Source organism: Mesorhizobium sp. ES1-3, from assembly GCF_020164795.1.
GTDB lineage: Bacteria > Pseudomonadota > Alphaproteobacteria > Rhizobiales > Rhizobiaceae > Mesorhizobium.
Window position 1 is genome coordinate 37,901 of sequence record NZ_JAIUGW010000013.1, and the last position, 26,227, is coordinate 64,127.

Here is a 26,227-nt window from a genome sequence, read left to right on the forward strand (position 1 = left end):
AGGAAGAACGCCATGCTGCCGCCTCCTCGCCTCCCATGACTGCCTACCTCCTCAAGCGCCTCGCCATCGCCCTTGCCACGCTGATCCTCGCCTCGATGGTGGTGTTCGCCGTGCTGGAAGTCCTCCCCGGCGACCCTGCGCGGCTGATGCTGGGCATGAACGCCAGCGCCGACCAGGTGGAACTCTTGCGCAACCAGATGGGGCTCAACGCGCCGCTGGCTTGGCGTTACCTGCACTGGGCCGGCGGCCTGCTCAGCCTCGATTTCGGCCGCTCCTATACCTATTCGGTGCCGGTCATCGATCTCGTGCGTGAACGGCTCGCCGTCTCGCTGCCGCTGGCGCTGATCGCGCTGGCGCTCTCCACCATCCTCGCCATTCCGGTCGGCCTGTTTTCCGCCAGCCGGCGCGGACGGGCCGGCGACACGATTTCGATGGGCGTGGCGCAGCTTGGCGTCGCCGTGCCCAATTTCTGGTTCGCGCTGATGCTGATCTATGTCTTCGCCGTCTGGCTGCGCCTGGTCCCGTCCGGTGGTTTTCCCGGTTGGAGTGCCGGTGCCTGGCCAGCGCTGAAATCGCTGCTTCTGCCGGCGGTGGCGCTTGCCTTGCCGCAAGCGGCGATCCTCGCACGCGTCACCCGCTCGGCGCTGATCGAGGTGCTGAACGAGGACTATATCCGCACCGCCCGCGCCAAGGGCTTGCCCTATCGCGCCGTGCTGTGGCGGCACGCGCTGCGCAACGCCATGATCCCGGTGCTGACCATCCTTGGCCTGCAATTCGCCTTCCTGCTCGCCGGCACCATCATCATCGAGAATGTCTTCTATTTGCCCGGGCTCGGCCGGTTGGTGTTCCAGGCTATCACCCAGCGCGACCTGATCGTCGTCGAAAGCGTCGTTATGCTGCTGGTCGCAGCCGTCATCGCCGTCAACCTCGTCGTCGACCTTTCCTACGCGGTGGTCGATCCCCGCCTGAGGACCCGGCAATGACGCTGCGCATCGACATCCCCGACGAGACGTTCCGCGGCATCCTGGCCAAGGCGTTTGGGAATATCGCATTCGTCGCCGGCTTCGTCATCACCGTGCTGATCCTTGCGATGGCCATCGTCTCCTATGTCTGGACGCCTTACGATGTGACGAAGCTGGTCATAGCGGACAAGACGCAAGGCCCCTCGCTGGCCCATTGGTTCGGCACCGACCATTTCGGCCGCGACATCCTGTCGATGATCATGGTCGGCGCCCGCAACTCGATTGCCGTGGCGCTGGTCGCCGTCGGCATCGGCATGGGGATCGGCGTGCCGCTCGGCGCCTTCGCGGCGGCGCGCGGCGGCCTCGTCGACGAGGCGCTGATGCGCGTCAACGACCTCGTCTTCGCCTTCCCCGCGCTGCTGTCGGCGATCATGATCACCGCCATTTTCGGGCCGGGCGCCGTCAACGCCATCATCGCCATCGGCATCTTCAACATTCCGGTCTTTGCCCGCGTTGCCCGCGCCGGCGCGCTTGCCATCTGGCCGCGCGAATTCATCCTTGCCGCACGCGCCGCCGGCAAGAGCAGCACGCAGATATCGATCGAACATGTGCTGCCCAACATCGCCACGTTGCTGCTGGTGCAGGGCACAATCCAGTTCGCGCTGGGCATCCTGGCCGAAGCCGGGCTTTCCTATCTCGGCCTCGGCGCGCAGCCGCCTATGCCGAGCTGGGGCCGCATGCTGTTCGACGCGCAGACGCGCATGGTGGTGGCGCCGTGGATGGCGATCTTCCCCGGCATGGCGATCGTCGTCACCGTGCTCGGCTTGAACCTTTTGGGCGACGGCATCGCCGACATTCTCGACCCGAAATCGCGGCGGCAGCGATGAGCCTGCTCGAAGTCGACAATTTGTCGCTGGCCATCGGCGACACACAGATCCTGAAAGATATGGAGCTCTCCGTCGCGCCGGGCGAAGTCATGGGGCTGGTCGGCGAATCCGGCTCCGGCAAATCGATAACCGCGCTGACGGTGATGCGGCTCCTGCCCCATGCCGCACGCGCCACCGGGCGCGTCACATTCGACGGCATCGACATCCTGAGGGCAACCGAGGACCAGATGTGCGCCCTGCGCGGCGACGACATCGGCATGGTGTTCCAGGAACCGATGACAGCGCTCAATCCAGTCAAGACGATCGGCGAACAGGTGGCCGAAGGCATACGCTGGCACGTTAGGGCGAGCCGCGCCGAGGCCGAGGAGCGGGCGCGAAAAATGCTCGACCGCGTCGGCCTGCCCGAAGCGAAATTCCCGCTGTCGCGCTATCCGCACGAACTGTCCGGCGGCCAGCGCCAGCGCGTCGTCATCGCCATCGCCTGCGCGCTGAAGCCGAAGCTGCTGATCGCCGATGAGCCGACGACGGCGCTCGACGTGGTGCTGCAGGCGCAGATCCTCGACCTCCTGCGCGACCTCGTGGCGGAGAACCGCATGGGCCTGCTGCTGATCTCGCATGATCTGGCTGTCGTGACCGAGATGGCGGACCGCATCACCATCCTGCGCCATGGCGAGGTGATGGAAGCAGGCGACACCGCGCGCACGCTCTCCGGTCAGTTCCACCCCTATACGCGCCAACTGGCGCAGGCTTCGATGCATGTTCCGGCGCGCGCCAGGCCTCACAGTGTCGGGACGGACAAACCTTTGCTCCAGGTCGAAGGCGTCACCCGCGATTGCCCCGGCCGCCGCATCTCGCTGTTCAGGCGCGCGCCTGCTATCCGCGCGGTCGACAACGTCTCCCTGTCGATGGCGCCGGGCCAGTCGGTGGCGCTGGTCGGCCGCTCCGGCTGCGGTAAGTCGACCCTTGCCCGCATGATCCTGGCACTGGACAGACCGGGTTCAGGCACGATCCGGTTTCGCGGCGAAGCCATCACCGGCAAGAGCGAAGCCGAGCTGAAGCCGGCCAGGCGCGACATGCAGGTCGTTTTCCAGGACCCCTACGGCTCCTTCGATCCACGCCAGAAGGTCGAGAGGCTGGTCGCCGAGCCGTTGCATGTCCTGGCGAAAAAACCGACGCGCGCCGAGCGCCGGGAGATGGTGGCGCATGCGCTCCACGAGGTCGGCCTCGACCAACGCGACATGGACAAATACCCGCACGAGTTTTCGGGCGGCCAGCGTCAGCGCCTGTCGATCGCCCGCGCCATCATCACCCGCCCGAAACTGGTGGTCGCCGACGAGCCAGTCTCGGCGCTCGATGTCTCGATCCGCGCCCAGATCCTCGACCTGTTCGCCGATCTCAACCAGAAGCTTGGCATCGCCTATCTCTTCATCACCCATGACCTTACCGTCGCCCGCGCCATCACGGATGAAGTGCTGGTCATGCATGACGGCAAGATCGTCGAGCGCGGCAAGACCAACGAAGTGCTGGACCACCCGCAATCCGAGGCCGCCAGGGCGCTGGTCACCGCCGCCCCGGATTTGCATCGCGCGATCGCTCGTCGGCTGCAGGAACAGGGGTGAGCAGCCGGTTCGCGAAGCGAATCCATCGTGCCGGTGGCACGATGGAAGGCCGCGAACGCCGGGGAGCTGCCGCAGGCAGTAGGCCCCCCGGCCAGGACATCCGCCCCTACTCGTCCGGCTTCACGACATCGACCGGGCTGATGTCGAGCAAATCGAGCGTGCGGCGCAACAGGCGCACCTCGGTTTCGGCCAGCTGCGAATCCGCCTTGGCGATCTCGGCCATGTGCTGCGCCAATTGCTTGCGCCGCTCGATGTCGAGGTCGCGGAACAGCGCGATCGCCTGCGAGCCGTTGGTCTCGTAGCCGAATTCGTTGAGATATTCGATGACGCTGTCGATGCTGGTTTCCGGAATGCCGAAGCCATCCTTGCAGATGCGCCGGAAGGCAACCATCTCGCTCTCGCTGACCGTGCCGTCGGCCAGGATCATGCGGAACAGCATCAGCAGCTCCGCCGACAGGACGGGATCGTCCGCGACCTTGCGCACGCCAGGGTCGCCGTCGAAGATCGAGCGTATCTGGTCCAGCAACGCGAATGCCATGAACGGCCCCTTTCCGATTCCCTTCAAATAGAATTAGCGCGGAATCGGCCTTGCGCAAACGGGGTGGTCGTGGTCGAACGCGCGCTATCTCAGCCGACCGGACATCTCGACCCATCAGATGATCGACCTCACCGCCCAGTCCATCGCCATGCTCGCCTTCGCGGCTTTCGCCGCGGGTTTTGTCGATTCGATTGCCGGCGGCGGCGGACTGATCACCATTCCGGCGCTGCTACTGGCCGGTTTCTCGCCGGTCGAGGCGCTTGGAACCAACAAACTGCAAGGCATGTTCGGCTCCGGGTCGGCGACGATCCACTATGCCTCGAAAGGCCATGTCGATCTGCGCCGGCAATTGCCATCGGCGCTGCTGGCCCTTGCCGGCGGTGCCATCGGCGCATTGCTGGCCACGATCGTGCCCGGCGACCTGTTGCGCGCGGCCCTGCCGCTGGTGCTGATTGCCATCGCGCTATATTTCGCCCTCAAGCCCAACATGAACGATGTCGACCGCGCCGAGCGCCTGTCGCCCTTCCTCTTCGGTGTGACCCTGGTGCCGGCCATCGGCTTCTATGACGGCGTGTTCGGGCCGGGCGCCGGTTCCTTCTACATGCTGGCCTTCGTGACGCTCGCCGGCTACGGCGTGCTTAAGGCGACCGCGCACACCAAACTGCTCAATTTCGCTTCCAACATTGGCGGCTTCATCGTCTTTGCCGCCGTCGGCGTCATCTCGTGGAAAATCGGCCTGATGATGGGCGTTGCCCAGTTCCTCGGCGCCCGGCTTGGTGCCAGCCTTGCCATGCGCATTGGCGCCAAACTGATCAAGCCGCTGCTGGTCATCGTCTGCGTGGCTCTGGCGGTGAAGCTGCTGGCGGATCCGGCCAACCCGCTGCGCGTCATGATTGGTGTGTGATCACGCGCCTGTTACAATGACATTGTTCGAATCATGTTGGAGGGACCAGACATGAATCTCAGCGCGCCTACCCAGATTGTCTTCATCATCTCCCTTGTTATCGCCATCATCGGTCTTCTCGCCGGGTTTGGCGTCCTCGCGTTCATTCCGCTCGCATCGGTGTGGATCATGCTCGTCGCCTACATCGTGCTCGCCGCCGGCTGCCTGATGCGCGGCGCGTAAATACCAGAAATCCTGGATAACGTGGAGCGCCCGGTCAAAAGCCGGGCGCTTTTGATGTTGGGCGGTGGTCTGCTAGATTCTTCACTGCGGAGGAAAGCGATGCCGGTGGAGATGCAACACCGCAAGGAACGCGACCAGTCCATTGCCGGTCGCTTCGAGATAATGCGGCGCGTCCCCGGCGCTGAACTCGCCGGTGTCGTCACTGACATCTGCGGTTACCGCGAAACTGCTCCCGGCCATTTTCGCAATGTCGAGTATGCATCGCTGACGGTGCCGTTGGTGATCAGCTTCGCCGAACCGTTCGCCATCGGCCTCGGCAGGGTGCCTGATGACAATGACCGCTTCGCCAGTTTCGCCGCCGGCCTTTTCGCCGGGCCGGTGATGATCGAATCCTTCGGCGGAGCCTGCTGCGTTCAGGTCAATTTCACCCCCCTTGGCGCACGCCGCTTCTTCCGCCTGCCTATGAGCGAATTGACTGACAGCATGGTCGTCCTCGATGACTTACTTGGCGCGGAAGGCGCGGCGTTGCGCGAACGGCTCGGCAACGCGCCTGACTGGACGGCACGTTTCGATATTGCCGAAGCCTTCGTCGCCGCCCGCCTTGAGAGCACCACCGAGACGCCGCTCGAAATCGCCTGGGCCTATGACCGCATCATCGCGTCCGGCGGCCGGACCCGGATTGCATCGCTTGCCGAACGGCTGGGCTGGAGCCGCAAACACCTCGCCGACAAATTCTTCGACGCGACCGGCGTCGGCCCCAAGACGCTATCGCGTATCGTCCGTTTCAACCGGGCGCTCCGCCTGTCGAAGCAGCCGACCGCCGACTGGGCCGATGTCGCAGCCGATTGCGGCTATGCCGACCAGGCGCATCTGGTGCGCGAGTTCCGCGTTCTTGCCGGCGAGACGCCGACGGCACTTTCGGCCAGGTAACATTTCTTCAAGACGCTGGAACGGTCTTCGAACAGTGTGAGGAATAGACCAATCCAGATGAAGGAGGTTCCCGTGCCCGCAACCACTGAAGCCCCCCGCCTCTACCCTGCCCTGCGTTACAAAAACGCGGCGAAAATGATCGACTGGCTCTGTGAAGCCTTCGGCTTCAGCGTTCGCGCCCGCTATGGCGAAGGCGATGTCGTGCACCATGCCGAACTGGTCTTCGGCTCTTCGATGATCATGTTGGGCACGGTGCGCGACGACGACTACGGCAAGATGGTCGGCGAACCCGGTTCAGGCGGCGGCAAGTCGATCTATATCGCCGTCGACGATGCCGACGCCGCCTACGCCAAAGCCAGAAGGGGCGGCGCGACGATCATCCAGGAACTGACGAACCGCGATTATGGCAGCCGCGAATTCATCTGCCGTGATCCCGAAGGCAATGTCTGGTCGTTCGGCACCTACTGGCCGAAGGCAGGTGAAAAGGCTTGAATCAGCATGCTTGTGTCCGCCAAGTCGCGGCATGGATCCTCGGGTCTGCGCCGCGTCGCTGCGCTCCTTGCTCCGCCCGTGGATGACGAAGTGTCGGGCGTTTCAGCTGATCGCCTATGTTACGGGCTTACCGAGCAAGCCCAAAAATCGCGTCACAGTCGAGATGGCCCTCCAGCTCGGCCGCGACCTCGTCCAGCGCCCGCTCGACCTCGGCCCGGTAATTGATGCCCCCGCCTTTGATGCCGAGGCTTTCGAGGAATTTTCCCCGAAAGGCATCGGCGCCGAACAGACCGTGCATATAGGTGCCGATCACCTTGCCGTCGGCGGAGATCGCACCATCCTCGACGCCGTTGATGATCGCCGACGGTCGCCTGGTGTCCGGGCCGGTGGTGCGGCCGAGATGAATCTCGTAGCCCTCGAGCGGCAGGTCGAACGGCACCGAGCGGGCGCTGACATTGCGCACCGTCTTCTCCGGCTCCATCACCGTTTCGATATCGAGCAAACCCAGCCCTTCGGCCTCGGTCACGCTGCCTTCGATGCCATCGGGATCGCGCACCATGCGGCCGAGCATCTGGAAGCCGCCGCAAATGCCGACGACATGGCCGCCGCGCTTGCGGTGCGCCGCTAAGTCCCGGTCCCAGGCATTCTCGCGAAACTTCAAGAGGTCGCCGATCGTCGACTTGGACCCGGGAATGACCACCAGCCCGGCATCGGCCGGCAGCTTCTTTCCCGGCGGCACGAACACCACCTCGACCTGCGGTTCGGCCTTGAGCGGGTCGAGATCGTCGAAATTGGCGATGCGGCCAAGCATCGGCACCGCCACTTTCAGCGCGCGCGTCTCGGCGGACGCCAGCCGCTCCAGCACCACCGAATCCTCCGAGGGCAGCCGGGCCGCCGACTTCAGCCACGGCACGACGCCAAAACAGCGCCATCCCGTGAATTTCTCGATCGCCTTCAGGCCATCGTCGAACAGCGAAACATCGCCCCGGAACTTGTTGATGAGGTAGCCGACGATCATGCGCCGGTCCTCTTCCGGCAGGATCAGGTGCGTGCCGGCGACCGAGGCGATGACACCGCCGCGGTCGATGTCGCCGACCAGCACCACCGGCACGTCGGCGCGCGTGGCAAAACCCATATTGGCGATGTCGCGGCTGCGAAGGTTAATCTCGGCCGGCGAGCCGGCGCCCTCGACGATGACGAGATCGGCGCCCTCGCCGACCTTGCCCCAGGAATCGAGCACAGCATCCATCAATCGGCCCTTCAGCGCCTGATAGTCGCGCGCCCGCGCTTCGCCGAACACCTTGCCTTGGACGATGACCTGGGCGCCGACATCGGTCTGCGGCTTGAGCAGCACCGGGTTCATATGGACCGACGGCGCAACCCCGCAAGCGATCGCCTGCAGCCATTGCGCGCGGCCGATCTCGCCGCCGCCGTGGTTGTCGTCACCGGGAATATCGGCAACGGCGGCGTTGTTCGACATGTTCTGCGGCTTGAACGGCCGCACCTTCAGGCCGCGATTCCTGGCGGCGCGGCACAGCCCGGCGACCAGCACCGTCTTGCCGACATCCGAACCCGTGCCTTGCAGCATGATTGCCCTAGTCATCAGCTCCGGCCCTGCGTCGCGGTTCCGGTGATCGTGGATTTCTGCGCCAGCGGCCCGCCGCGCCAGATATAAAGCGCCAGCAACGGTTCCTTGCCCGTGCGCATGGCATGGTTGACATTGGAAGCGTGGTGGACGACCTCGCCGGCTTCACGCGTGCGAAAGCCGCCCTCGCCCATGCGCCATTCGGTGCCGCCGGTCAGCGGAATATAGATCTCCTCGGCAACGTGATGGTGGTCGGGATAGACGATCCCGGGCCCAAGGATCAGCAGGCCGGCCGCGACAACGTCATTGGCGAAATGGCCGCGCGTGCCGAAGATTTCCAGCCAGCCGTAATTGTCGATGAAATCTTTTCCGAAATCCGCTTCGCTGTAAGTCTGCCCCCAATGGAGGTCGTTGCGCTGCCGTGCCAGCAATTGCACCAGCGGTTTCGCGGCCGGCGGCGCCAGCTCAGTCGCGCGATCCAGATGGCGCAGGCAGCCAAGCGCATGCGGCTCCAGATCGCGGGCCGGCATGTCCCAGCCGATGCGCGCCACGGCCTCACGCACCAGGGCGTCGTCGACGGAAGCAAGATAGGCGTGGAACTGTCCCTGCAGCTCATCGAATTTTGTCGTCACATCTCGCTCCGGGCATGCATTGGTGCACAGCCGCTCCGCGGAAGGTCGGGTTGCGCGGCGGCATCATTGGTCTAGATTGGTGCGCGCGCAAAGCCAAAAAAGACAGGCCAGCAGGTCAGACATCAGGGAGCACGCCATGGACGCCGCGGTCGATGCGAGCACCAGCCAGTTCGAACTCAACGAGGAACAGCGCGCCATCCAGGAGATGGCGCAGGCCTTCGCCGCAGATCGCGTCGCGCCGAACGCGCTCGACTGGGATCGCAGGAAACACTTCCCCGCCGACGTGATCCGTGAAACCGGACCGCTCGGACTCGGCGGCATCTATATCAGGGACGACGTCGGCGGTTCCGCGCTCGGCCGGCTCGACGCGGTGTTGATCTTCGAAGCGCTGTCACATGCCGATCCGGCCTTTTCTTCCTTCATCTCGATCCACAACATGGTGGCTTCGATGATCGACCGTTTCGGCAATGAAGAACAACGCCAGCGCTTCCTGCCGAAGCTCACCTCCATGGAATGGCTGGCGAGCTATTGCCTGACCGAGCCGGGTTCCGGCTCCGATGCCGCCGCATTGAAGACGCGCGCGGTGAAGAGCGGCGGCGACTATGTTCTCAACGGCGCCAAGCAGTTCATCTCCGGCGCCGGCGACAGCGATGTCTACGCCGTCATGGTGCGCACCGGCGCCGACGGCCCGAAAGGCATCTCCACCATCGTCGTGCCCAAGGATGCGCCCGGCCTCTCCTTCGGCGCCAACGAGCACAAGATGGGCTGGCACATGCAGTCAACCCGCCAGGTCATCTTCGAGGATTGCAAGGTGCCGGCGGAAAACCTCCTGTCGGGCGAAGGCGCCGGCTTCGGCATCGCCATGGCCGGGCTCGACGGGGGCCGGCTGAACATCGCCGCCTGTTCGCTGGGCGGCGCGCAGTCGGCGCTCGACAAGGCCCTGTCTTATACGGCCGAACGCAAGGCCTTCGGCTCGAAGATCAACCAGTTCCAGGCGCTGCAGTTCAGGCTGGCCGACATGGAGACAGAGTTGCAGGCCGCGCGCATCTTCCTTTATGCGGCGGCCTCGAAGCTCGATCGCAAGGCGCCGGACGCCGGCAAATGGTCGGCGATGGCCAAGCGCTTCGTCACCGACACCGGCTTCAACGTCGCCAACGATGCGCTGCAATTGCTCGGCGGCTACGGCTATCTGCATGATTACGGCATCGAGAAGCTGGTGCGCGATCTGCGCGTCCACCAGATTCTCGAAGGCACCAACGAGATTATGCGCGTCATCATCGCGCGCGCACTGATAGGACGGTAAAGGCAGTAGGCAGATGGCAGAAGGCAGTAGGCAGATGACCGGCACGATCAATTCGTACAAGGATCTCATCGTATGGCAGCAGGCGATGGATCTGGCCGTCGCGACATACGCCTTGACTAAAGCATGGCCTAAAGAGGAATTGTATGGCCTGACCAGCCAAATCCGCCGCTCTGCAACCTCTATTCCTGCAAACATTGCAGAAGGCTATGGCCGGGACAATCGAGGCTCATATCACCAATTTCTCAGGATCGCCCAAGGCTCCCTGAAGGAGTTGGAGACCCACCTCCAGATCGCCGAGCGCATCGGTCTTGCCACGCAAGATCAAGCTGACCGCATGCTGTTAGCAAACGAGGGCATCGGAAAAATGCTTCGCCAACTCATCAGAAAACTTACGCCGGAATAGATTGCCTACTGCCTACTGCCTACTGCCTACTTACCCAATCACGGAGCGCCACTATGACCACCATCGCCTTCATCGGCCTCGGTAACATGGGCAACCCAATGGCGGCAAACCTGGTCAAGGCAGGAGATGCCGTGCATGGCTTCGACCTGATCCCGGAGAACCTCACCGTCGCGCGCGAACACGGTGTCGTCGTCATGGCCAACGCGACCGCCGCGACAAAGGACGCCGACGTGGTGATCACCATGCTGCCCGCCGGCAAGCATGTTTTGTCGGTCTATGAGGACATCGCCCCCAAGGCGAAGAAAAAAGCCTTGTTCATCGATTCCTCGACCATCGACGTGGAATCGGCGCGCAAGGCGCATGCGATTGCCGCGAAGCATGGCCTGCTCTCAATCGATGCGCCGGTTTCGGGGGGCACCGGTGGTGCCACGGCCGGCACATTGACCTTCATGGCCGGCGGTTCCGACGATGCCTTTGCCGCCGCCGAGCCGATCCTGAAGCCGATGGCCGGCCGCATCGTCCATTGCGGTGGCAACGGCGCCGGCCAGGCAGCCAAGATTTGCAACAACATGATCCTCGGCATTTCGATGATCGGCGTGGCCGAGGCTTTCGTGCTTGCGGAGAAACTCGGCCTGTCGCATCAGGCGCTGTTCGACGTTGCCTCGACCTCGTCGGGCCAGTGCTGGTCGCTGACCACCTATTGCCCGGTGCCCGGCCCGGTGCCCACTTCGCCCGCCAACAAGGATTACAAGCCGGGATTTGCGGCGGCTCTTATGCTGAAAGACCTGAAATTGTCCCAGGAAGCAGCGCTTGGCGCGGGCGCGGTGACGCCGCTCGGCGCCGAAGCGGCGCAGCTCTATGCCTTGTTCAACGCCCAGGGCCATGGCGGCGCCGATTTCTCCGGTATAATTAATTTTCTACGCGGCAATTCAGCGTAAGCAGCGGATTCGATGGATTTTTTTCGGACCCTTCCAGAGAAAGCACCGTAAATTTAGATTTGCTTAAGTTCTCGATAACTCCGCGGTAACGATGTCCCTATAAAACGGATTGCGAGGCGGACATATCGCATCCGCCCGGCGCTCCGGATCAGGTCTCGCGTACCGGAGCCCGTAAGTTTCGCAAGTGTCTTCGTAGCGAAACGCCATGCGTATCTGGCAAAGCCGCGTTCCCGATGGGGCGCGGTTTTTGCATTTCCGGTCCCTTTGTTACCGACGATCCGTCTATATTCCGATCGCCGCACCCGGGATCGGCACGTGATCTTCATTGGTCAGCACGATCGGTGCATCGACGCCGTCCACGCGGACCACGAGCAGGCGGGTGCTCCATATGCCCGCATTGCGAACCAGATGAGAAAACACGGTGCCTTTGCCCTTGGCGCCGTGGACGGGAATGCTGAATTGGGCGTCGCCCGCGCCATTCGCATTGACGTTGAGGTGGCCTCCGACCCAGAAATTGTTGGTCACATCGTCGCCGATGGCGGCCTTCACCCGGGTGTCGGTGCGGACGGCGTCCATGGTCATGCGGAAGGCGTCGCTGCCTTTGAGCACGAAAGGGATGCTGCCGACCATTGTCGCACAGCCGCCGATGCTGACCACCCAGACGGCAAGGCCGGCAATCGCCCAGTTGCGCTGCGTCTTGCGAAATTGCTCGGCGTCGCGCCAGGCACGGTTCCGCCAGGCCCAGCGGCTCCCGCGCGCGCCGAGCACGATGATCATGATGAGGTTGACGACGGGGATCAGCGCCAGCAGCGCGATGAAGGTGCTGTTGCCAATGCCCCAAATCCAGTTGAGGAAGAAGGCGCCCCAGTTCCAGCGATCGAGTTCGGCTGGAATTTCAGCCGGCTGGTTGAGCGGTTGTCCGGCCATGATATTCCCCATCGGTGCACATGCCGGTTGGTTCTAGCGCATCATCTCGACAATGCGCAAAATCAAAGTTCCGCGGCGCTCATTCAAGTCTTAGACGAAAACCGGCGAATTTACTTTTACCGCTCGGCTGGCCGGCTTCAGCGCGGCGCTGATCGACCGTTCGGCCGCAACGCGGCCTCTCGGCTGCGCCGGCTCTTGCCCGTCCTGCTCATGAATACAGCCCCCAACAGCTGCGCGTCGGGTGATATTCGTTCCCGCCGCGACGGATTTTTTAGGGCCGGGCGCCCAATCAACGGACGCCCGGTTTCGTTCTACCGCCTGCGCAGGTCCGCCTGCGCCAGGTCGAGCGCCTTGCCGATGCGCTCGCAGGCCATGTCGATGGTGTCGCGGGTCCAGATCAGCGGCGGCGACAGGATCATCGTGTCGCCGGTGGCGCGCAGCATCATGCCATTTGCGATTGCATGATCGCGCACCGTCACCGCAGCACTCCCCGACGGCAGGAAGCGCTCCTTCGTCGCCTTGTCCTTGACGATCTCGATGGCACCCATCAGGCCGATCGACCGCACCTCGCCGACCAGATCATGCCCGGCAATACGCTCCTGCAAAGCCCTGGCGAAATAAGGGCCGGTGTCGTTCCTGACGCGGTCGACCAAGCCTTCCTGTTCGATGATCTCGAGGTTCTTCAGTGCCACGGCGCAGGCCACGGGATGCCCCGAATAGGTGTAGCCATGGTTGAACTCGCCGCCCTTCTCGACCAGCGTCGAGGCAATGCGGTCGCCAACCAGCAGCGCCGACAGAGGCTGATAGCCCGATGTCAGCGCCTTGGCCGTGGTGATGGTGTCCGCTTCGATGCCGAAGGTCTGAGCCGCGAACCACTCGCCGGTACGGCCATAGCCGGTGATGACCTCGTCCAGCATCAAAAGCACATCGTATTTGCGGCAGATGCGCTGCACTTCGGGCCAGTAGCTCGCCGGCGGGATCTTGACGCCGCCCGCGCCCATCACCGGCTCGCCGATGAAAGCCGCGACCTTGTCGGCGCCGGCCTCGAGGATGGCGTCCTCGACGGACTTTGCCGCGCGCAGGCCGAAATCATGGTCGCTTTCGCCAGGAAGCGCCAGCTCATAGGCATAGGGCATCATCACATGGACGATGTTGGGCACCGCGCCGTTGAGCTGCTTGTGCATGGCATCCATGCCGCCGAGCGAAGTGCCGGCGATGGTCGAGCCGTGATAGGCCATCTTGCGCGAGATGACGCGGTTCTTCTCCGGCTTGCCTTCCAGCACCCAATAGTGGCGCACGAGGCGCAACGCGGTGTCGTTGGCCTCCGACCCGGACGAGCCATAGAACACCTGGTTGACGTTGCGTGGCGCGATCTCGGCCAGCTTCTTCGACAACAGCACCGGCGTCGGCGTCGAACATTTGAAGAAGGAATTGTAGTAAGGCAGCTCCTTCATCTGGGCATAGGCGGCTTCGGCCAGTTCGTCACGGCCGTAGCCGATATTGACGCACCACAGGCCGGCCATGCCGTCCAGCAGTTCCGTCCCTTCGGAATCGTAGATGAACGGGCCCTTGGCGTGGGTGATGACGCGCGCGCCGGCCTCACGCAGTTCCTTGTGGTCGGTGAACGGATGGAGATGATGCGCGGCATCGATCTGCTGAAGCTGCTTCAGCGAATAATTCTGATAGGTCATGTCTGATCTTTCCTCTGAAATCATTCCGGCGGTGCCGGGGCGAATTCGTCAGAGGACGGCAGGTGGCGAATAGCCGATGCGGGCGCACAGCCGCAAAAGCTCGGCGCGCAGCGTGCGTGACGACGGTGTCACCGCGACGCGGAATGCGCGAGCTGATAATCTAGCGAGAGCCATGAAGGGCACCTTAGAGCAAAGGGAGGTCGAGGAGAACTACCCCCTTTGCTCACGTGGTGCCATGGAATGAGGTCAGGCTTCGCCGCTCAACGCCCGCTGCAGGAACACATACTTCATCGCGGTCTGCGCTGCCTGCGGCCGGCGGTCGCCGCGCCCGCCATGTCCGCCTTCGGTCTCCTCGAAGAATAGCGTCTTGCCGTGTCCTGCTTCCTGCAGGCGTGCCGCCATCTTGCGCGCATGGCCGGGATGGACCCGGTCGTCGGCGGTCGAGGTGGTCAGCAGCACCGGCGGATAGGCGGCATTGGCTTTGACGTGTTGATAGGGCGAATAGGCGGAAAGCCACTTGGCGTCTTCCGGCTTCGACGGATCGCCATATTCGGCCATCCACGAAGCGCCCGGCGGCAGTTCGGTGTAGCGCAGCATGTCGAGCAGCGGCACCTCGATGATAACGGCGCCGAAAAGCTCGGGATGCTGTGTCAGGGAAGCGCCGGTCAGCAGGCCGCCATTGGAGCCGCCCTGGATGCCAAGCGATTGAGGCGTTGCGATGCCACGCCTGACGACATCCTCAGCCACCGCGGCAAAGTCGTCGAAGCCGTTCTGGCGCTTGCCTTTCAGCGCCGCCTGGTGCCAGGCCGGGCCGAACTCGCCACCGCCGCGAATACAGGCCTGCACATAGGCATTGCCTTTCTCCAGCCACAGCCTGCCGCGCACGCCGGCATAGCCGGGCAACAGCGGCACTTCGAAGCCGCCATAGCCGTAGAGCAGCGTCGGCACCGGCCCATTCTGGTCGCGCCGCCTGACGACGAAGTAAGGGATCATCGTGCCGTCCTTCGAGCGTGCCTCGAACTGTTCCGAGATAAGCGGCGAGGCATCGAAGCGGGCCGGCTGCGACTTCACGGTGGCAAGCGTCTCGCCGTCGTCATCCGACCAGATGATGGAGCTGGGCGTCAGGAAATCGGTGAAGGAAAAAGAGACGGTGGAGCCGAAATGCTCGGCATGACTGATGCCGACCGTGCCGTTTTCGGGCAGCGCCACAGGTTTCAGCGACCAGGCGTCATCCTTACGCTCGCAAACGAGAACCTTGCCGCGCACATTGTCCATCACGTTGATGAACAGGCGGTCCTGCGTGCGGCTGATACCGGCGATCGAGACGCGATATGCCGGCGCCAGCAACGTTTCGATCGGGCCAAAACTGCCGGTTTCGATCCAATACGCGAAATCGATCGAATAAAGCCCGTCCGGCTGACATGCGGTGCCGTCCGGCGCCATCCACGGGGTACGCACCCCGAACACCAGTTGATCCCTAAAGAGCGCGGTATCGGTGACATCGTCGGGCAGCGGGATCCGGCGGTTCTCGCCCGAGGGCAGGCGCAGGAAACTGTGCGATGCGAAGAAGTTGAGTGTCCGCGCCAGAAACAGGTGTCGCTTCTCGCCGTCGAACTCGACACCGGCGCCCATGGCAAGATCCTCGGTCTTTCCCTCGAAGATCGGGGTCGCCTCTTCCAGCTTGGTGCCGCGCTTCCAGAGCTTGACCACGCGCGGATATCCGGACTCGGTCTTGTCGGCCTCTTCGAATGCGGCCGAGACGATGACCGTATCCTCGTCCAGCCAGCCAAAGCCCGATTTCGAGGCCGGCGCCTGAAAACCGCCTTCCACGAAGGACTTGGCCGCGATGTCGAACTCGCGCATCGCGCTGGCGTCACCGCCATCGGGCGACATCGAGACCAGGCAGAGGTTGAAATCGGGGTAAAGCCTGACAGCGCCGCCGAACACCCACTTTATCCCCTCCTTCGCCGCCAGTTGATCGAAGTCGATGATCGTTTCCCAGTCAGGCTTGTCGGTCTTGTAGGAAGCGACCGTCGTGCGCCGCCACAGGCCGAGCGCATTGGTCTTGTCCTGCCAGAAATTGTAGACATGGCCCGCGATTGCCGCGCCAACCGCGATATTGTCCTCCGCAGTCATCAGGTCGAGCGCCGTCTGGAACGACGCCTGGTAGGATGGATCGCCCTGCAATTCCGCCACCGTGACCTCGTTCTGGCTATGAACCCAGTCGAGCGACTGTTTGCTGGTCCTGTCTTCCAGCCAGAGGAAGGGATCGCCGGCCTTCTGATAAGGCTGAGCTTTGGTCGTCGAAGAGGTCATGCAGGTCTCCGGGGGATTCTGGGCGGCTTTGCCTACATCGCCTTGGCGGCGCCGACATTCAAGATGCGATATGGTCTTTTGCGGTCCGCGTCACGTTGCTTCACAGAACCCGCTGGCGGATGATCGTCGCCAGCGCCAGCATAGCGCAGATCGCACCCAGCGTGGCCGGCAGGCCGCCCGCGCCGAGCACATCCATCACGCCGCCGGTAAGCGGCGGGACCAGAATGCCGCCGACGCCCCACATCAGGGAGAATGCCGCATTGCCGGCGACCAGCGCCGAGCCGGCAAAGCGCTCGCCAAGCTCGATGATCGACATCGTGTAGATGCCGTAGGACACAGCGCCCCAGACGAAGACGCAGGGCCAGACCAGCGGGCTTTCAATCAGCACCGGCAGCAGCGTACATCCGAACAGCGTCAGCAAGACGCAGAGGAAGCGCACCAGGCGGGCCGTCAGCCGCTCTGCCAGCAGGCCAAGCGGCACCTGCATGGCAATGTTGCCGGCGATCATGACCGAGAGCAGCGCGGACATGCGAGCCTCCGCGATGCCATGATGCGTGCCGTAGACAGGCAGCAGCGCCAGCACCGCCTGCTCGAAGCCGGCGGCCACGACCACCGCCGATAGAAGCAGCCAGGCGAGCGGCATGAAACCCATCACCGAAACCTGATGCCCGGCCTCGTCCACCATGGGAAGCCGCGGCAGAACCGACGCCAGGCAGAAGCCGCAGAGCACGAAGGCGCCGATGCCGACAAGGAACGGCGGCCAGCCCTCCGTGCCGACGGCAAGCAGGCAAAGCGGGCCGGTCGCGAAGCCGGCGGAAATGATCGTCGAATAGAGACCCATGATGCGGCCGCGCCGGGCCGGCGGTGCCAGCGCGATCACCCAGATTTCGCTGAGCACATAGAGCGGATTGGTCACCACGCCGATCAGGAAGCGCAGCGGAAACCAGAGATAGACATTCTGCGTCCAGCCGATCAGCGCCAGCACGACAGCCGAAAGCACCGCGCAAGTGAGCGCCGTGCGCCCTGCCCCGAACCGCCTTGCCATGCCAGGTATCAGCGGCGATGACAGGATGAAGCCGACAGGTGTCATTGAAGCCGACAGGCCGATCATCGCCGGCGAGACGCCATGGCGCTGCAGGATGAAGCTCAGCAGCGGATAGGACAGCCCCTGCGCGATGGCGAACACGGACACGGTGGCGATCACACCGGTGATCGCTGCCCACTGCATCGTCTCGTCGCTTCTCGTGTCTACCAAGTCCATGATCCATAATGCCGTCGCGGTTGCAGCCTTAGCGGTTCGGTCCGATGGCGGTAAGCCTCGCAGCTCGAACCGACGCTCGGCTCCAGCCAAACCCTGTCAGGAGCCTCTGCGGCTGGCTGATCTATAGAGCGCGAAGACGACCAGAAAAGCGTCGAGGGCGACGATCACGGTGCCGGCCGACCTCCCCGCTGACAGGCCTTACTGGCTACGTGCTCGATCGGGGGAAAGAAAGGGCCGGCGAGGAAGATCCGCTTGCGCCAACGGATGGATGATCAAGGCGGATGTCGCGGCCACGCAGCTGCCGTTCGGGCATGTCGCTTCCCTCGCCCTAGTGGTCGCCGCCTCCGCAATGGCCGGACGGGCGCCGGTCCATTATGCCGCCCGTTATCGCATCCTACGAGGACCATCATGACCGCCGTCCTACAACCCTCAGAACCGGCTTTGGCACCCGACCGTGCCCGCCGTGGCGGTCGCGCCGGAAAGCGTGCCGGTGGCTCGGCCGCGTTCGAACAGCCGGCCTTCCGCCAGCTGAAAAATCCCCTGACGCCGACCAAGCTGGTTTCCGAGGACGAGCTGGAATCGATCCACCTCGCCTCCTTGCGCGTGCTCAGGGAAATCGGTGTCGATGTGCTGCACGACGAAGCCCGCCGCATCATGAAGGCGAATGGCGCCGATGTGCGCGAGGGCTCGGAGCGCGTGCGCTTCGACAGCGACATGATCCTGGAGCTGGTGTCGAACTGCCCGTCCGAATTCACCATCCATGCCCGCAACCCCGCGCACAATGTGCGCTTCGGCGGCGACAATCTGATCATCTCGATGATGGCCTCGGCGCCCAACTGCTCCGACATCGATCGCGGCCGGCGGCCAGGCAACCAGCAGGACTATCGCAATTTCCTGCGCCTGGCCCAGATGCACAACATCCTGAATTGCACCGGCGGCTATCCGGTCGAGCCGACCGACATCCACCCGTCGGTCCGCCATCTCGAATGCATCCGCGACCTCGCAACGCTGACCGACAAGGTGTTCCACATCTATTCGCTCGGCAAGGAGCGCAATGTCGACGGCATCGAGATCACCCGCATCGCGCGCGGCATCAGCCACGAGCAGTTGCTCGAGGAGCCGTCCGTCTTCACCATCATCAACACCAATTCGCCGCTCAAGCTCGACGTGCCGATGATGGAAGGCATCATCCAGATGTCGAGCAAGGGCCAGGTCGTCATCGTCACGCCCTTCACCCTGTCTGGGGCGATGGCGCCCGTCACCATCGCCGGCGCGCTGGTGCAGCAGAATGCCGAGGCGCTGTCCGGCATCGCCTTCGCCCAGATGGTGCGCAAGGGTGCACCGGTCGGCTATGGCGGCTTCACCTCCAATGTCGACATGAAGTCCGGTTCACCGGCTTTCGGCACGCCCGAATACATGAAGGCGCAGCTCGTCGGCGGCCAGCTTGCCCGCCGCTACAACATCCCATACCGCACCTCGAACACCTGCGCCGCCAACACGGTCGACGCGCAGGCCGCCTATGAAAGCGTGTTCTCGCTGTGGGGCGCCATCCAGGGCGGCGGCAATCTCATGATGCATGCCGCCGGCTGGCTCGAGGGCGGCCTGCGCTGCTCCTACGAGAAGACCATTCTGGATATCGACCTGTTGCAGATGGTGGCCGAATTCCTGACCCCGCTCGATCTCTCCGAAGAGGCGCTTGGCTTCGACGCCATCCAGTCGGTCGGCCCCGGCGGCCACTTCTTCGGCACCCAGCACACGCAGGACCGCTACAAGACCGCCTTCTATTCGCCGATCCTGTCCGACTGGCGCAATTTCGAGACCTGGGCCGAAGCCGGCTCGCCGACGGCGCTGGAAAAGGCCAACAAGGTGTGGAAGGAGCGGCTGGCATCCTATGACGAGCCTTACATGGACCCTGCCATCCGCGAGGAACTCAACGCCTTCGTTCAGAAGCGCACCGCCGAAGGCGGCGCGCCGACCGATTTTTGATCTGTATGGATTTGATGCGCGGTCGACCCCCACTCCGTCGAGCTTCGCTCGCCACCTCTCCCCCGTTCGACGGGGGAGAGGAAGGGCGCGAGCCTAGCCTAGTTGGCTCCCTTCCTCTCCCTCCGGAGGGGGGAGAGGTGGCGCTGCGAAGCAGCGACGGAGTGGGGGAAGCCGTTCACGCATCGCGCAGCCGCCGCAAAACCGGCACAACGCAGCGAGCACGAAAACTCCGGCAAGCGGGCAATCAAGCGGAGGCATTGCTTTGGCTTGAACTGAAAGCGCGCAAGCTTGGTGGTCATCGCTTTACCCGTCAGCTCTCCATCGGCTCTTTCTATGCAGACTTAGCCTGCCGCGAAAAATGGCTCGTCATCGAGATCGATGGATCCCAGCACGCCGACAGTCCCCATGACCGTCGCCGCGACAATTTCATGCGCGCCCAAGGCTATTCGATCCTGCGTGTCTGGAGCCACGATGTCCTGAAACATCGCACTTCCGTCTGTGAAACCATCCTTGCCGCGCTTGATGGCAGGCTCTCCGAAAACATCGCTGTATCCGACCTCCGCTTTGCTTTCACGCCCCACTCATTCGATTCAATCTCTTCAAAAACGGACCTATCTTCATGAAATCCCACGTAAAAGCGGTTGTCATTGGCGGCGGCGTCGTCGGCTGCTCGGTGCTCTATCATCTGGCCAAGGCCGGCTGGACCGACATCATGCTGATCGAGCGCTCGGAGCTCACCTCAGGCTCGTCCTGGCATGCGGCCGGTGGCTTCCATACGCTGAACGGCGATCCGAACGTCGCCAAGCTGCAGGCCTACACGGTGCAACTGTACAAAGAGATCGAGGAGATTTCGGGCCAGTCCTGTTCGCTGCACCTGACCGGCGGGGTGATGTTGGCCGATACGCCCGAGCGCATGGATTTTCTGCGCCTTGCCCACGCCAAGGGCCGCTATCTCGGCATGGACACCGAACTGATCACGCCATCCGAAGCCAAGGCGATGTTCCCGCTGATGGACGAGACCAATTTCGTCGGCGCCATGTGGGATCCGGTCGAAGGCCATCTCGACCCCTCCGGCACCACCATCGCCTATTCCAAGGCGGCGAAAAAACTCGGCGCCGAAATCGTGCTGCGCAACCGCGTGGTCGACCTGACGCAGCAGCCGGATGGCACCTGGAACGTCGTCACCGAACAAGGCACGGTCCACGCCGAGCATGTCGTCAACTGCGGCGGCCTGTGGGCGCGCGAGATCGGCCGCATGGTCGGCGTCGAGTTGCCGGTGCTGGCCATGGAGCACATGTATCTCTTGACCGAACCGATGCCGGAGGTCGAGGAGTTCAACAAGTCGACCGGCCGCGAGATGATCGGCGTGCTCGACTTCAAGGGCGAGATCTACACCCGCCAGGAGCGCAACGGCATCCTGCTCGGCACCTATGAAAAGGCCTGCAAGCCGTGGTCGCCGGTCAACACGCCGTGGGATTTCGGCCATGAACTGCTGCCGCCCGACCTCGACCGCATCGCGCCGTCGCTGGAAATCGGCTTCAAGCACTTCCCTGGCATCGAGAAGGCCGGCATCAAGCAGATCATCAACGGCCCCTTCACCTTCGCGCTCGACGGCAACCCGCTGGTCGGTCCGGTGCGGGGCCTGACCAATTTCTGGTGTGCCTGCGCCGTGATGGCCGGTTTCAGCCAGGGCGGCGGGGTCGGCCTCGCTCTGTCCAACTGGATGGTCCACGGCGATCCGGGCTTCGACGTCTGGGGCATGGATGTCGCCCGCTTCGGCGAGTGGGCCGGCCTGCGCTACACCAACGCCAAGGTGCGCGAAAATTATTCGCGCCGCTTCTCGATCCGCTTCCCCAACGAGGAACTGCCGGCCGCCCGCCCAGCGCAGACGACGCCGCTCTACGACACCATGCTCGCCAACAACGCCGTCATGGGCGACTCGTGGGGCCTCGAAACCCCGCTCTGGTTCGCGCCGAAGGGCAAGGAGCCGAAGGACGTCGTCTCCTTCCACCGCTCCAACGATTTTGGGCCTATCGGCGAGGAAGTGCGCGCCACGCGCGAACGCGTCGGCGTCACCGAGATCGCCAACTTCGCCAAATACGAAGTGTCGGGACCTGGAGCGGAAGAGTTCCTCAACCGGCTGATGACCAACCGCATGCCGAAGACCGGCCGCATCGTGCTGACGCCGATGATCAACGAATTCGGCAAGCTGATCGGCGACTTCACCATTGCCAAGGCCGGCGAAGACCGCTTCATGATCTGGGGCTCGTCGGCCGCGCAGAAGTATCACATGCGCTGGTTCGAAAGGCAGCTGCCCAAGGACGGTTCGGTCCGCATCCACCGCTTCGACCAGACGCTGGTCGGCCTCTCGATCGCCGGTCCGAAGTCGCGTGAACTCCTGCAGAAGCTGGTCGATGTCGACATCTCGACCAAGGCTTTCCGCTTCATGGATTTCCGCGAAATGGCGGTCGGCGGCGCGCCATGCCTGGTTAATCGCATCACCTACACCGGTGACCTCGGCTACGAGATATGGATGGCGCCGGCCTATGAGCGTCTTGTCTATCATCAGATCAAGGATGCCGGCGAGGAATTCGGCATCGTCGATTTCGGCATGCGCGCCTTGCTGTCGATGCGCCTGGAAAAGAATTTTCCGACCTGGTTCCGCGAGTTGCGGCCGATCTACGGCCCGTTCGAAGGTTCGATGGACCGTTTCATCAAGCTGGAGAAGAACGACTTCATCGGCCGTGGCGCCGCCGCCAAGGAACAGGCGGAAGGGCCAAAACTACGCCGTGTCTCCTTCGTCGTCGACGCAGCGGACGCCGACGTGATGGGCGACGAGCCGATCTGGGCCAAGGTCAGCAAGGATTACGGCACGGTGGAAAAGCCGCACGGCTACGGCGCGCCGCGCTTCGACACTTCAGGCAAGGAAATACGTGGCTCGAAGGCCGCCGAAGGCGCGTCCGCCGTGCGCGGCATCGTCGATGGCGACTGGCGCGTTGTCGGCTGGGTGACGTCGGGCGGCTATGCGCATTACGTGCAGAAGTCGATGGCGCAAGGCTATGTGCCGGCAGCCCTCGCCGAGGATGAAAGCGCCGGACTGTTCGAGATCGAGATTCTTGGTCACCGGCGCCCGGCCCGCATCAATGTCGAGGCGCCCTTCGACCCAAGCGGCGAGAAGATGCGGACCTGAGGTCCGGCCATGGACAGTGAGGCGCCAAAGGGAAGCTTCGGCCGCCATCGCAAGATCATGCCGTTCGAGCCAGGCTCGATCGAGGCGTTGCGCGACGCCTCCCGCGAGAAGGCGGCTTCGCTCAACCAGCATGTGCTGGGTTATGGCGCTGTAGCCGAAGCTGAATGGGCCGCGGCGGGTATCGCCGCGCCCGACCTGCCGGCTATGCGAAAATACCGGCTCGAGCGCATCCGCGCCGAGCTGAAGCGCCGCGGCTATGCCGGCGCCCTGCTCTACGATCCCGTCAACATCCGCTATGCGACCGACAGCACCAACATGCAGCTCTGGGTCGCGCACAATCCGACGCGGCATTGCTTCGTCGCCACCGAGGGTCCGGTGGTGCTGTTCGACTATTTCTCCTGCGAACACCTGTCCGATCATTCCGGTGTCGTCGACGAAGTGCGGCCGGCAGTGTCGTGGATGTATCTCTATGGCGGCGAGCTGACCGAGCAGAAAGTCCGCCGCTGGGCGGCCGGCATCGCCGATCTGGTGAGGGAGCACGGCGGCGGCAACAACCGCATCGCCGTCGACCACATCAATCCGGAAGGCGTTGAAGAACTCCACCGCCTTGGTATCTCCATCGGCAATGGCGAAGCGGTGATGGAAAATGCGCGGCTGATCAAATCGCCGGACGAAATCCTCGCCATGCGCCGCGCCATCGTCGCTTGCGAGGCAGGTATGGGCGAGATGGAACAGGCACTAAAGCCCGGTATCTCCGAAAACGAATTGTGGGCCGAGCTGCATCGCGGCAACATCGCGCGCGGCGGCGAATGGATCGAGACGCGGCTGCTGACGTCGGGACCGCGTACCAACCCGTGGTTTCAGGAATGCGCATCGCGGATCATTGTATCAGGCGATCTCGTCGCCTTCGACACCGACCTGATCGGCCCCTACGGCTTCTGCGCCGACCTGTCACGTACCTGGCTGTGCGGCGATACAAGGCCAACCAACGAACAGCGCGACCTGTTCCGCATCGCCGCCGATCAGATCGAACACAATACGGCATTGATGCAGCCCGGCGTCTCGTTCCGCGACCTCGTCGAGCGCTCAGCGGTGCCGCCAGGCGACTGCTTCCCGACCCGCTACGGCGTACTCTACCACGGCGTTGGACTGGCCGACGAATACCCGACCTTGCCGCATGCCAGCGACTGGACGCCAGACACGCCGGACGGCGTGCTTGAGCCAGGCATGGTGCTGTGCGTGGAAAGCTATATCGGCCGGCTTGGCGGGCGCGAAGGTGTCAAGATCGAGGAGCAGATCCTCATCACCGAGACCGGCAACGAAAAACTTTCAACCTACCCGTTGGATGCGAGGCTGCTCGGCTAGGCCGGCGAGGGCTTCGCGCATCGCGCGCACTGTCTTTTCCGGCGTCGTCCCGGCAGTGATGTAAGGCAGGCCTTTGCGCCGTGCCGTCCAGCCGACGATCACGACCTTGCGCGCCGCCGATTCGAAACGCTGCGCCAGCGCCCAGCTTTGGCAGTCGACCGCTGCGACATCCGCCCTGCCTTCGGCGACCGCCACGATCGAGTGGCGATGGCCGCCGCTTTCGCCGCTCGGTGAAAAGCTTTCGCCGCTCGATGAAAATATGTCGAGGCTTTCGCCGGCCGCTTCCAGGTCGCGCGTCAGCGCGATGATGCCCGACATGGAATCGAGGCTGTTGAAGGTGAAGCGCCGGCCTCGGATGAGATCGAGCGGCAGCAAGGCCTTGCCGTCGGCGGGCGACCGGACCTCCGGTCCCTCGCCTGCGCGCATAACCAGCGCGCTCGAATAGAGTTCGCCCTGCCCGCCTTCATAGGCGTCGTAGCTTGGCTGGCCGACAACCTGCACATGCCGGGATAGACCAAGTTCCATCGGCCCCCAGCAGGTCTGCGCGAACAGCAGCGCCGGATGCAGCCAGAGCTTGTGGAAATCGAGTTCGTCCGGCGGCAGCGTCGCCGGATCCGGAGCGATGAGTTTACCCTCGCCGTCGCGAATGCCGCCCGGCACCGGCGGCAGGTCGCCATTGCGGCGCACGATGGATTGCGGCGCATCGATACCCTTCCGCCGGAAGGCATCGCGCAACCACGCCCATTGCGCGTCGACCTCGTCGCGCGCTTCGGGCCAGTCATACATCGGCAACGCCGCAATCAATTCACTCATGCCGATATCAAACCACCATGCCCGGAAAAAAGATCGCAAAAACGCGGCGTCCGATCAGAATTGGCCGACACGATATCATGCTATCAGCGGATGTTATTCCTTGGGCGGCTCGGCCGGGACCGGCACCGTGCCGAGCCCATTGATGCTGCGCGCCCTGACGCGCGGCTTGAACGCCCTGCCCGGCTCCGGTGCGCGGCGCAGCACCGGATGCACGATCGGCTCCTTGGCCTTGAAGGCATAGGCTTTGACCAGCGCGAAATAATTCGGATAGGCATAGCCATTGTTCATCCGCAGCCATTCCTCGCGCCGGTCACGAAACAGCTTCGGCAGCTGGTACCAGGCGATGGTCGGGCTCTTGTGATGGACAAAGTGCAGATTGTTGTTGAGGAACAGGAACGATAGGGGCGAGCGCTCGACGATCACCGTGCGGCCTTCCGGATGTTCAGACCACTGATGCTCGGCATAGGTGCGGATCGAGATCAGCGACTGGCCGAGCCACACCGGCACCAGCACATAAAGCCAAACCGGCATGCTGAACCCGAACTGCACGACCGGCAGCACCACGGCAAGGCCAATGGCATGCAGCAGCCAGGCCGTGCCGATCGCCTTGTCTCCGGCGATCGCCTGCTTGGCGTCATCGATGAAGAAGCCGACGCACGACAGCCACGGGCCAAGCACGAGGCGACCGGCCATGGTATTGTTGATCTTCAGCACGAATTTCATCAACGGCGGCAATTCATCGTGATGCCACAGAGCCTTGTAGTAGCTCTCGGGATCGTCCAGCGGATCGGTGAGCCGCTCGTCCGCATGGTGGCGCAGGTGAATGGTCTTGAAGCGGCGGAACGGCCACGCAAGACCGATCGGCAGGAAGACGAAGGCCTCATTGACGACGGCGTTGCGGGTCGGGTGACCATGCAGCACCTCATGCATGATTGAGGACTGCAGAGCCAGCGTAACGGCCATCACGATCAGTGCTGTTAGGGGATAGGATGGCCAGAGGAAGAAGCCGGCGGCGAACCATGTGCCGTAGCAGAAGAAAGCGAGAACCACGGTCGGCCACTCGATGGCCGGTTTGCTGCTTCGCCGAATGCTCTTGCCAGTCATGCTATCGACCACTGTCCCTCAGTCGCCGGAACCCCAACTGGTTCCTGACAGCATTGTGTCAGGAGACGTGATTCCACTCAACGCGACAAAGTGTACAAAATGTTGCGTCTGCGCATTTTTGGCTGCATATGTTGTACATTGTGAACAAACTTAGGGATT

Annotated in this window: 24 protein-coding genes; 14 read left to right on the forward strand and 10 right to left on the reverse strand. The window is 63.4% G+C overall.

Annotated elements, in window-relative coordinates:
- Window positions 1–35 precede the first annotated feature (35 nt).
- The 3 genes from LB536_RS18480 to LB536_RS18490 are packed head-to-tail and all read left to right on the forward strand — an operon-like array spanning window position 36 to window position 3,468.
- A complete protein-coding gene (locus LB536_RS18480) occupies window positions 36–983 on the forward strand; it encodes an ABC transporter permease (RefSeq protein WP_224595258.1) in 948 nt (315 codons plus the stop codon).
- Window positions 980–1,849, forward strand: coding sequence for an ABC transporter permease (locus LB536_RS18485; RefSeq protein WP_140758278.1), 870 nt, complete (start codon window positions 980–982; stop codon window positions 1,847–1,849). Before LB536_RS18480 ends, LB536_RS18485 begins: the two co-directional genes overlap by 4 nt.
- On the forward strand, window positions 1,846–3,468 hold the full coding sequence (locus LB536_RS18490; protein WP_224595261.1) for an ABC transporter ATP-binding protein: 1,623 nt from the start codon (window positions 1,846–1,848) through the stop codon (window positions 3,466–3,468). The genes LB536_RS18485 and LB536_RS18490 overlap by 4 nt, the downstream gene beginning before the upstream one ends.
- 106 nt (window positions 3,469–3,574) lie before the next feature.
- On the opposite strand, the gene LB536_RS18495 is transcribed toward LB536_RS18490, so the two are convergent.
- The gene (locus LB536_RS18495) at window positions 3,575–4,006 is read right to left on the reverse strand and encodes a TerB family tellurite resistance protein (protein ID WP_224595263.1); all 432 of its coding nucleotides are present in this window, start codon (window positions 4,004–4,006) and stop codon (window positions 3,575–3,577) included.
- 118 nt (window positions 4,007–4,124) lie between these two features.
- Between LB536_RS18495 and LB536_RS18500 the strand changes: the two genes are divergently transcribed.
- The 4 genes from LB536_RS18500 (at window position 4,125) to LB536_RS18515 (ending at window position 6,554) form a co-directional block, all read left to right on the forward strand.
- Entirely contained in the window at window positions 4,125–4,910 is a 786-nt protein-coding gene (locus LB536_RS18500; RefSeq protein ID WP_140758275.1) for a TSUP family transporter, read from the forward strand.
- A 51-nt stretch (window positions 4,911–4,961) separates the two neighbouring features.
- The gene (locus tag LB536_RS18505; protein ID WP_140758274.1) at window positions 4,962–5,132 is read left to right on the forward strand and encodes a hypothetical protein; all 171 of its coding nucleotides are present in this window, start codon (window positions 4,962–4,964) and stop codon (window positions 5,130–5,132) included.
- A gap of 99 nt (window positions 5,133–5,231) precedes the next feature.
- The gene (locus LB536_RS18510; RefSeq protein ID WP_224595266.1) at window positions 5,232–6,062 is read left to right on the forward strand and encodes a helix-turn-helix domain-containing protein; all 831 of its coding nucleotides are present in this window, start codon (window positions 5,232–5,234) and stop codon (window positions 6,060–6,062) included.
- A gap of 72 nt (window positions 6,063–6,134) precedes the next feature.
- Window positions 6,135–6,554: a VOC family protein gene (locus LB536_RS18515; protein WP_140758272.1), complete on the forward strand. Its 420-nt coding sequence runs from the start codon at window positions 6,135–6,137 to the stop codon at window positions 6,552–6,554.
- Between the two features lie 127 nt (window positions 6,555–6,681).
- Here LB536_RS18515 and LB536_RS18520 read toward each other — a convergent pair whose 3' ends face one another.
- Both LB536_RS18520 and LB536_RS18525 read right to left on the reverse strand, forming a co-directional pair.
- Entirely contained in the window at window positions 6,682–8,157 is a 1,476-nt protein-coding gene (locus LB536_RS18520) for a cobyric acid synthase (protein WP_224595270.1), read from the reverse strand.
- Window positions 8,157–8,771, reverse strand: a complete 615-nt coding sequence (locus LB536_RS18525) for a dimethylsulfonioproprionate lyase family protein (protein ID WP_224595272.1) — start codon at window positions 8,769–8,771, stop codon at window positions 8,157–8,159. Before LB536_RS18525 ends, LB536_RS18520 begins: the two co-directional genes overlap by 1 nt.
- Before the next feature lie 136 nt (window positions 8,772–8,907).
- Here LB536_RS18525 and LB536_RS18530 point away from each other — a divergent pair, with 136 nt between their 5' ends.
- Genes LB536_RS18530 through mmsB form a run of 3 tightly spaced genes read left to right on the forward strand, consistent with a single transcriptional unit; the run spans window position 8,908 to window position 11,415 of the window.
- Window positions 8,908–10,074, forward strand: a complete 1,167-nt coding sequence (locus tag LB536_RS18530; RefSeq protein ID WP_140813172.1) for an isobutyryl-CoA dehydrogenase — start codon at window positions 8,908–8,910, stop codon at window positions 10,072–10,074.
- 34 nt (window positions 10,075–10,108) lie between these two features.
- On the forward strand, window positions 10,109–10,477 hold the full coding sequence (locus LB536_RS18535; RefSeq protein WP_224595275.1) for a four helix bundle protein: 369 nt from the start codon (window positions 10,109–10,111) through the stop codon (window positions 10,475–10,477).
- A gap of 53 nt (window positions 10,478–10,530) precedes the next feature.
- Window positions 10,531–11,415 carry a 3-hydroxyisobutyrate dehydrogenase gene (gene mmsB / locus LB536_RS18540; RefSeq protein ID WP_224595277.1) on the forward strand — a complete coding sequence of 295 codons (885 nt, stop codon included), beginning with the start codon at window positions 10,531–10,533 and terminating at the stop codon, window positions 11,413–11,415.
- A gap of 282 nt (window positions 11,416–11,697) precedes the next feature.
- Here mmsB and LB536_RS18545 read toward each other — a convergent pair whose 3' ends face one another.
- From LB536_RS18545 to LB536_RS18565, 5 genes are all read right to left on the reverse strand, one after another.
- On the reverse strand, window positions 11,698–12,342 hold the full coding sequence (locus LB536_RS18545) for a cytochrome c oxidase assembly factor Coa1 family protein (protein ID WP_224595280.1): 645 nt from the start codon (window positions 12,340–12,342) through the stop codon (window positions 11,698–11,700).
- Between the two features lie 311 nt (window positions 12,343–12,653).
- Entirely contained in the window at window positions 12,654–14,033 is a 1,380-nt protein-coding gene (locus LB536_RS18550) for an aspartate aminotransferase family protein (RefSeq protein ID WP_224595281.1), read from the reverse strand.
- Window positions 14,034–14,081: 48 nt separating this feature from the next.
- Window positions 14,082–14,207, reverse strand: a complete 126-nt coding sequence (locus tag LB536_RS18555) for a capsid protein (protein WP_081850491.1) — start codon at window positions 14,205–14,207, stop codon at window positions 14,082–14,084.
- A 72-nt stretch (window positions 14,208–14,279) separates the two neighbouring features.
- Window positions 14,280–16,349, reverse strand: coding sequence for a prolyl oligopeptidase family serine peptidase (locus tag LB536_RS18560; protein ID WP_224595282.1), 2,070 nt, complete (start codon window positions 16,347–16,349; stop codon window positions 14,280–14,282).
- A 100-nt stretch (window positions 16,350–16,449) separates the two neighbouring features.
- Complete coding sequence (locus LB536_RS18565; RefSeq protein WP_224595283.1) at window positions 16,450–17,610, reverse strand: MFS transporter; 1,161 nt, start codon at window positions 17,608–17,610, stop codon at window positions 16,450–16,452.
- A gap of 408 nt (window positions 17,611–18,018) precedes the next feature.
- On the opposite strand from LB536_RS18565, the gene LB536_RS18570 reads away from it, so the two are divergent.
- The 4 genes from LB536_RS18570 to LB536_RS18585 all read left to right on the forward strand — a co-directional run bounded on the left by LB536_RS18570 (window position 18,019) and on the right by LB536_RS18585 (window position 24,151).
- Window positions 18,019–19,596 (forward strand): trimethylamine methyltransferase family protein, encoded by a 1,578-nt coding sequence (locus tag LB536_RS18570; RefSeq protein WP_140813178.1) that lies wholly within the window; start codon window positions 18,019–18,021, stop codon window positions 19,594–19,596.
- A gap of 137 nt (window positions 19,597–19,733) precedes the next feature.
- Window positions 19,734–20,219 (forward strand): endonuclease domain-containing protein, encoded by a 486-nt coding sequence (locus LB536_RS18575; protein WP_224595284.1) that lies wholly within the window; start codon window positions 19,734–19,736, stop codon window positions 20,217–20,219.
- Window positions 20,216–22,786 (forward strand): FAD-dependent oxidoreductase, encoded by a 2,571-nt coding sequence (locus LB536_RS18580; protein ID WP_224595286.1) that lies wholly within the window; start codon window positions 20,216–20,218, stop codon window positions 22,784–22,786. Before LB536_RS18575 ends, LB536_RS18580 begins: the two co-directional genes overlap by 4 nt.
- A gap of 9 nt (window positions 22,787–22,795) precedes the next feature.
- A complete protein-coding gene (locus LB536_RS18585) occupies window positions 22,796–24,151 on the forward strand; it encodes a M24 family metallopeptidase (RefSeq protein ID WP_224595288.1) in 1,356 nt (451 codons plus the stop codon).
- Here LB536_RS18585 and LB536_RS18590 read toward each other — a convergent pair.
- Window positions 24,116–24,964 carry a phosphate/phosphite/phosphonate ABC transporter substrate-binding protein gene (locus LB536_RS18590; RefSeq protein WP_224595290.1) on the reverse strand — a complete coding sequence of 283 codons (849 nt, stop codon included), beginning with the start codon at window positions 24,962–24,964 and terminating at the stop codon, window positions 24,116–24,118. The genes LB536_RS18585 and LB536_RS18590 overlap by 36 nt on opposite strands.
- Window positions 24,965–25,057: 93 nt before the next feature.
- Complete coding sequence (locus tag LB536_RS18595; RefSeq protein WP_224595292.1) at window positions 25,058–26,068, reverse strand: fatty acid desaturase; 1,011 nt, start codon at window positions 26,066–26,068, stop codon at window positions 25,058–25,060.
- Window positions 26,069–26,227: the final 159 nt, after the last annotated feature.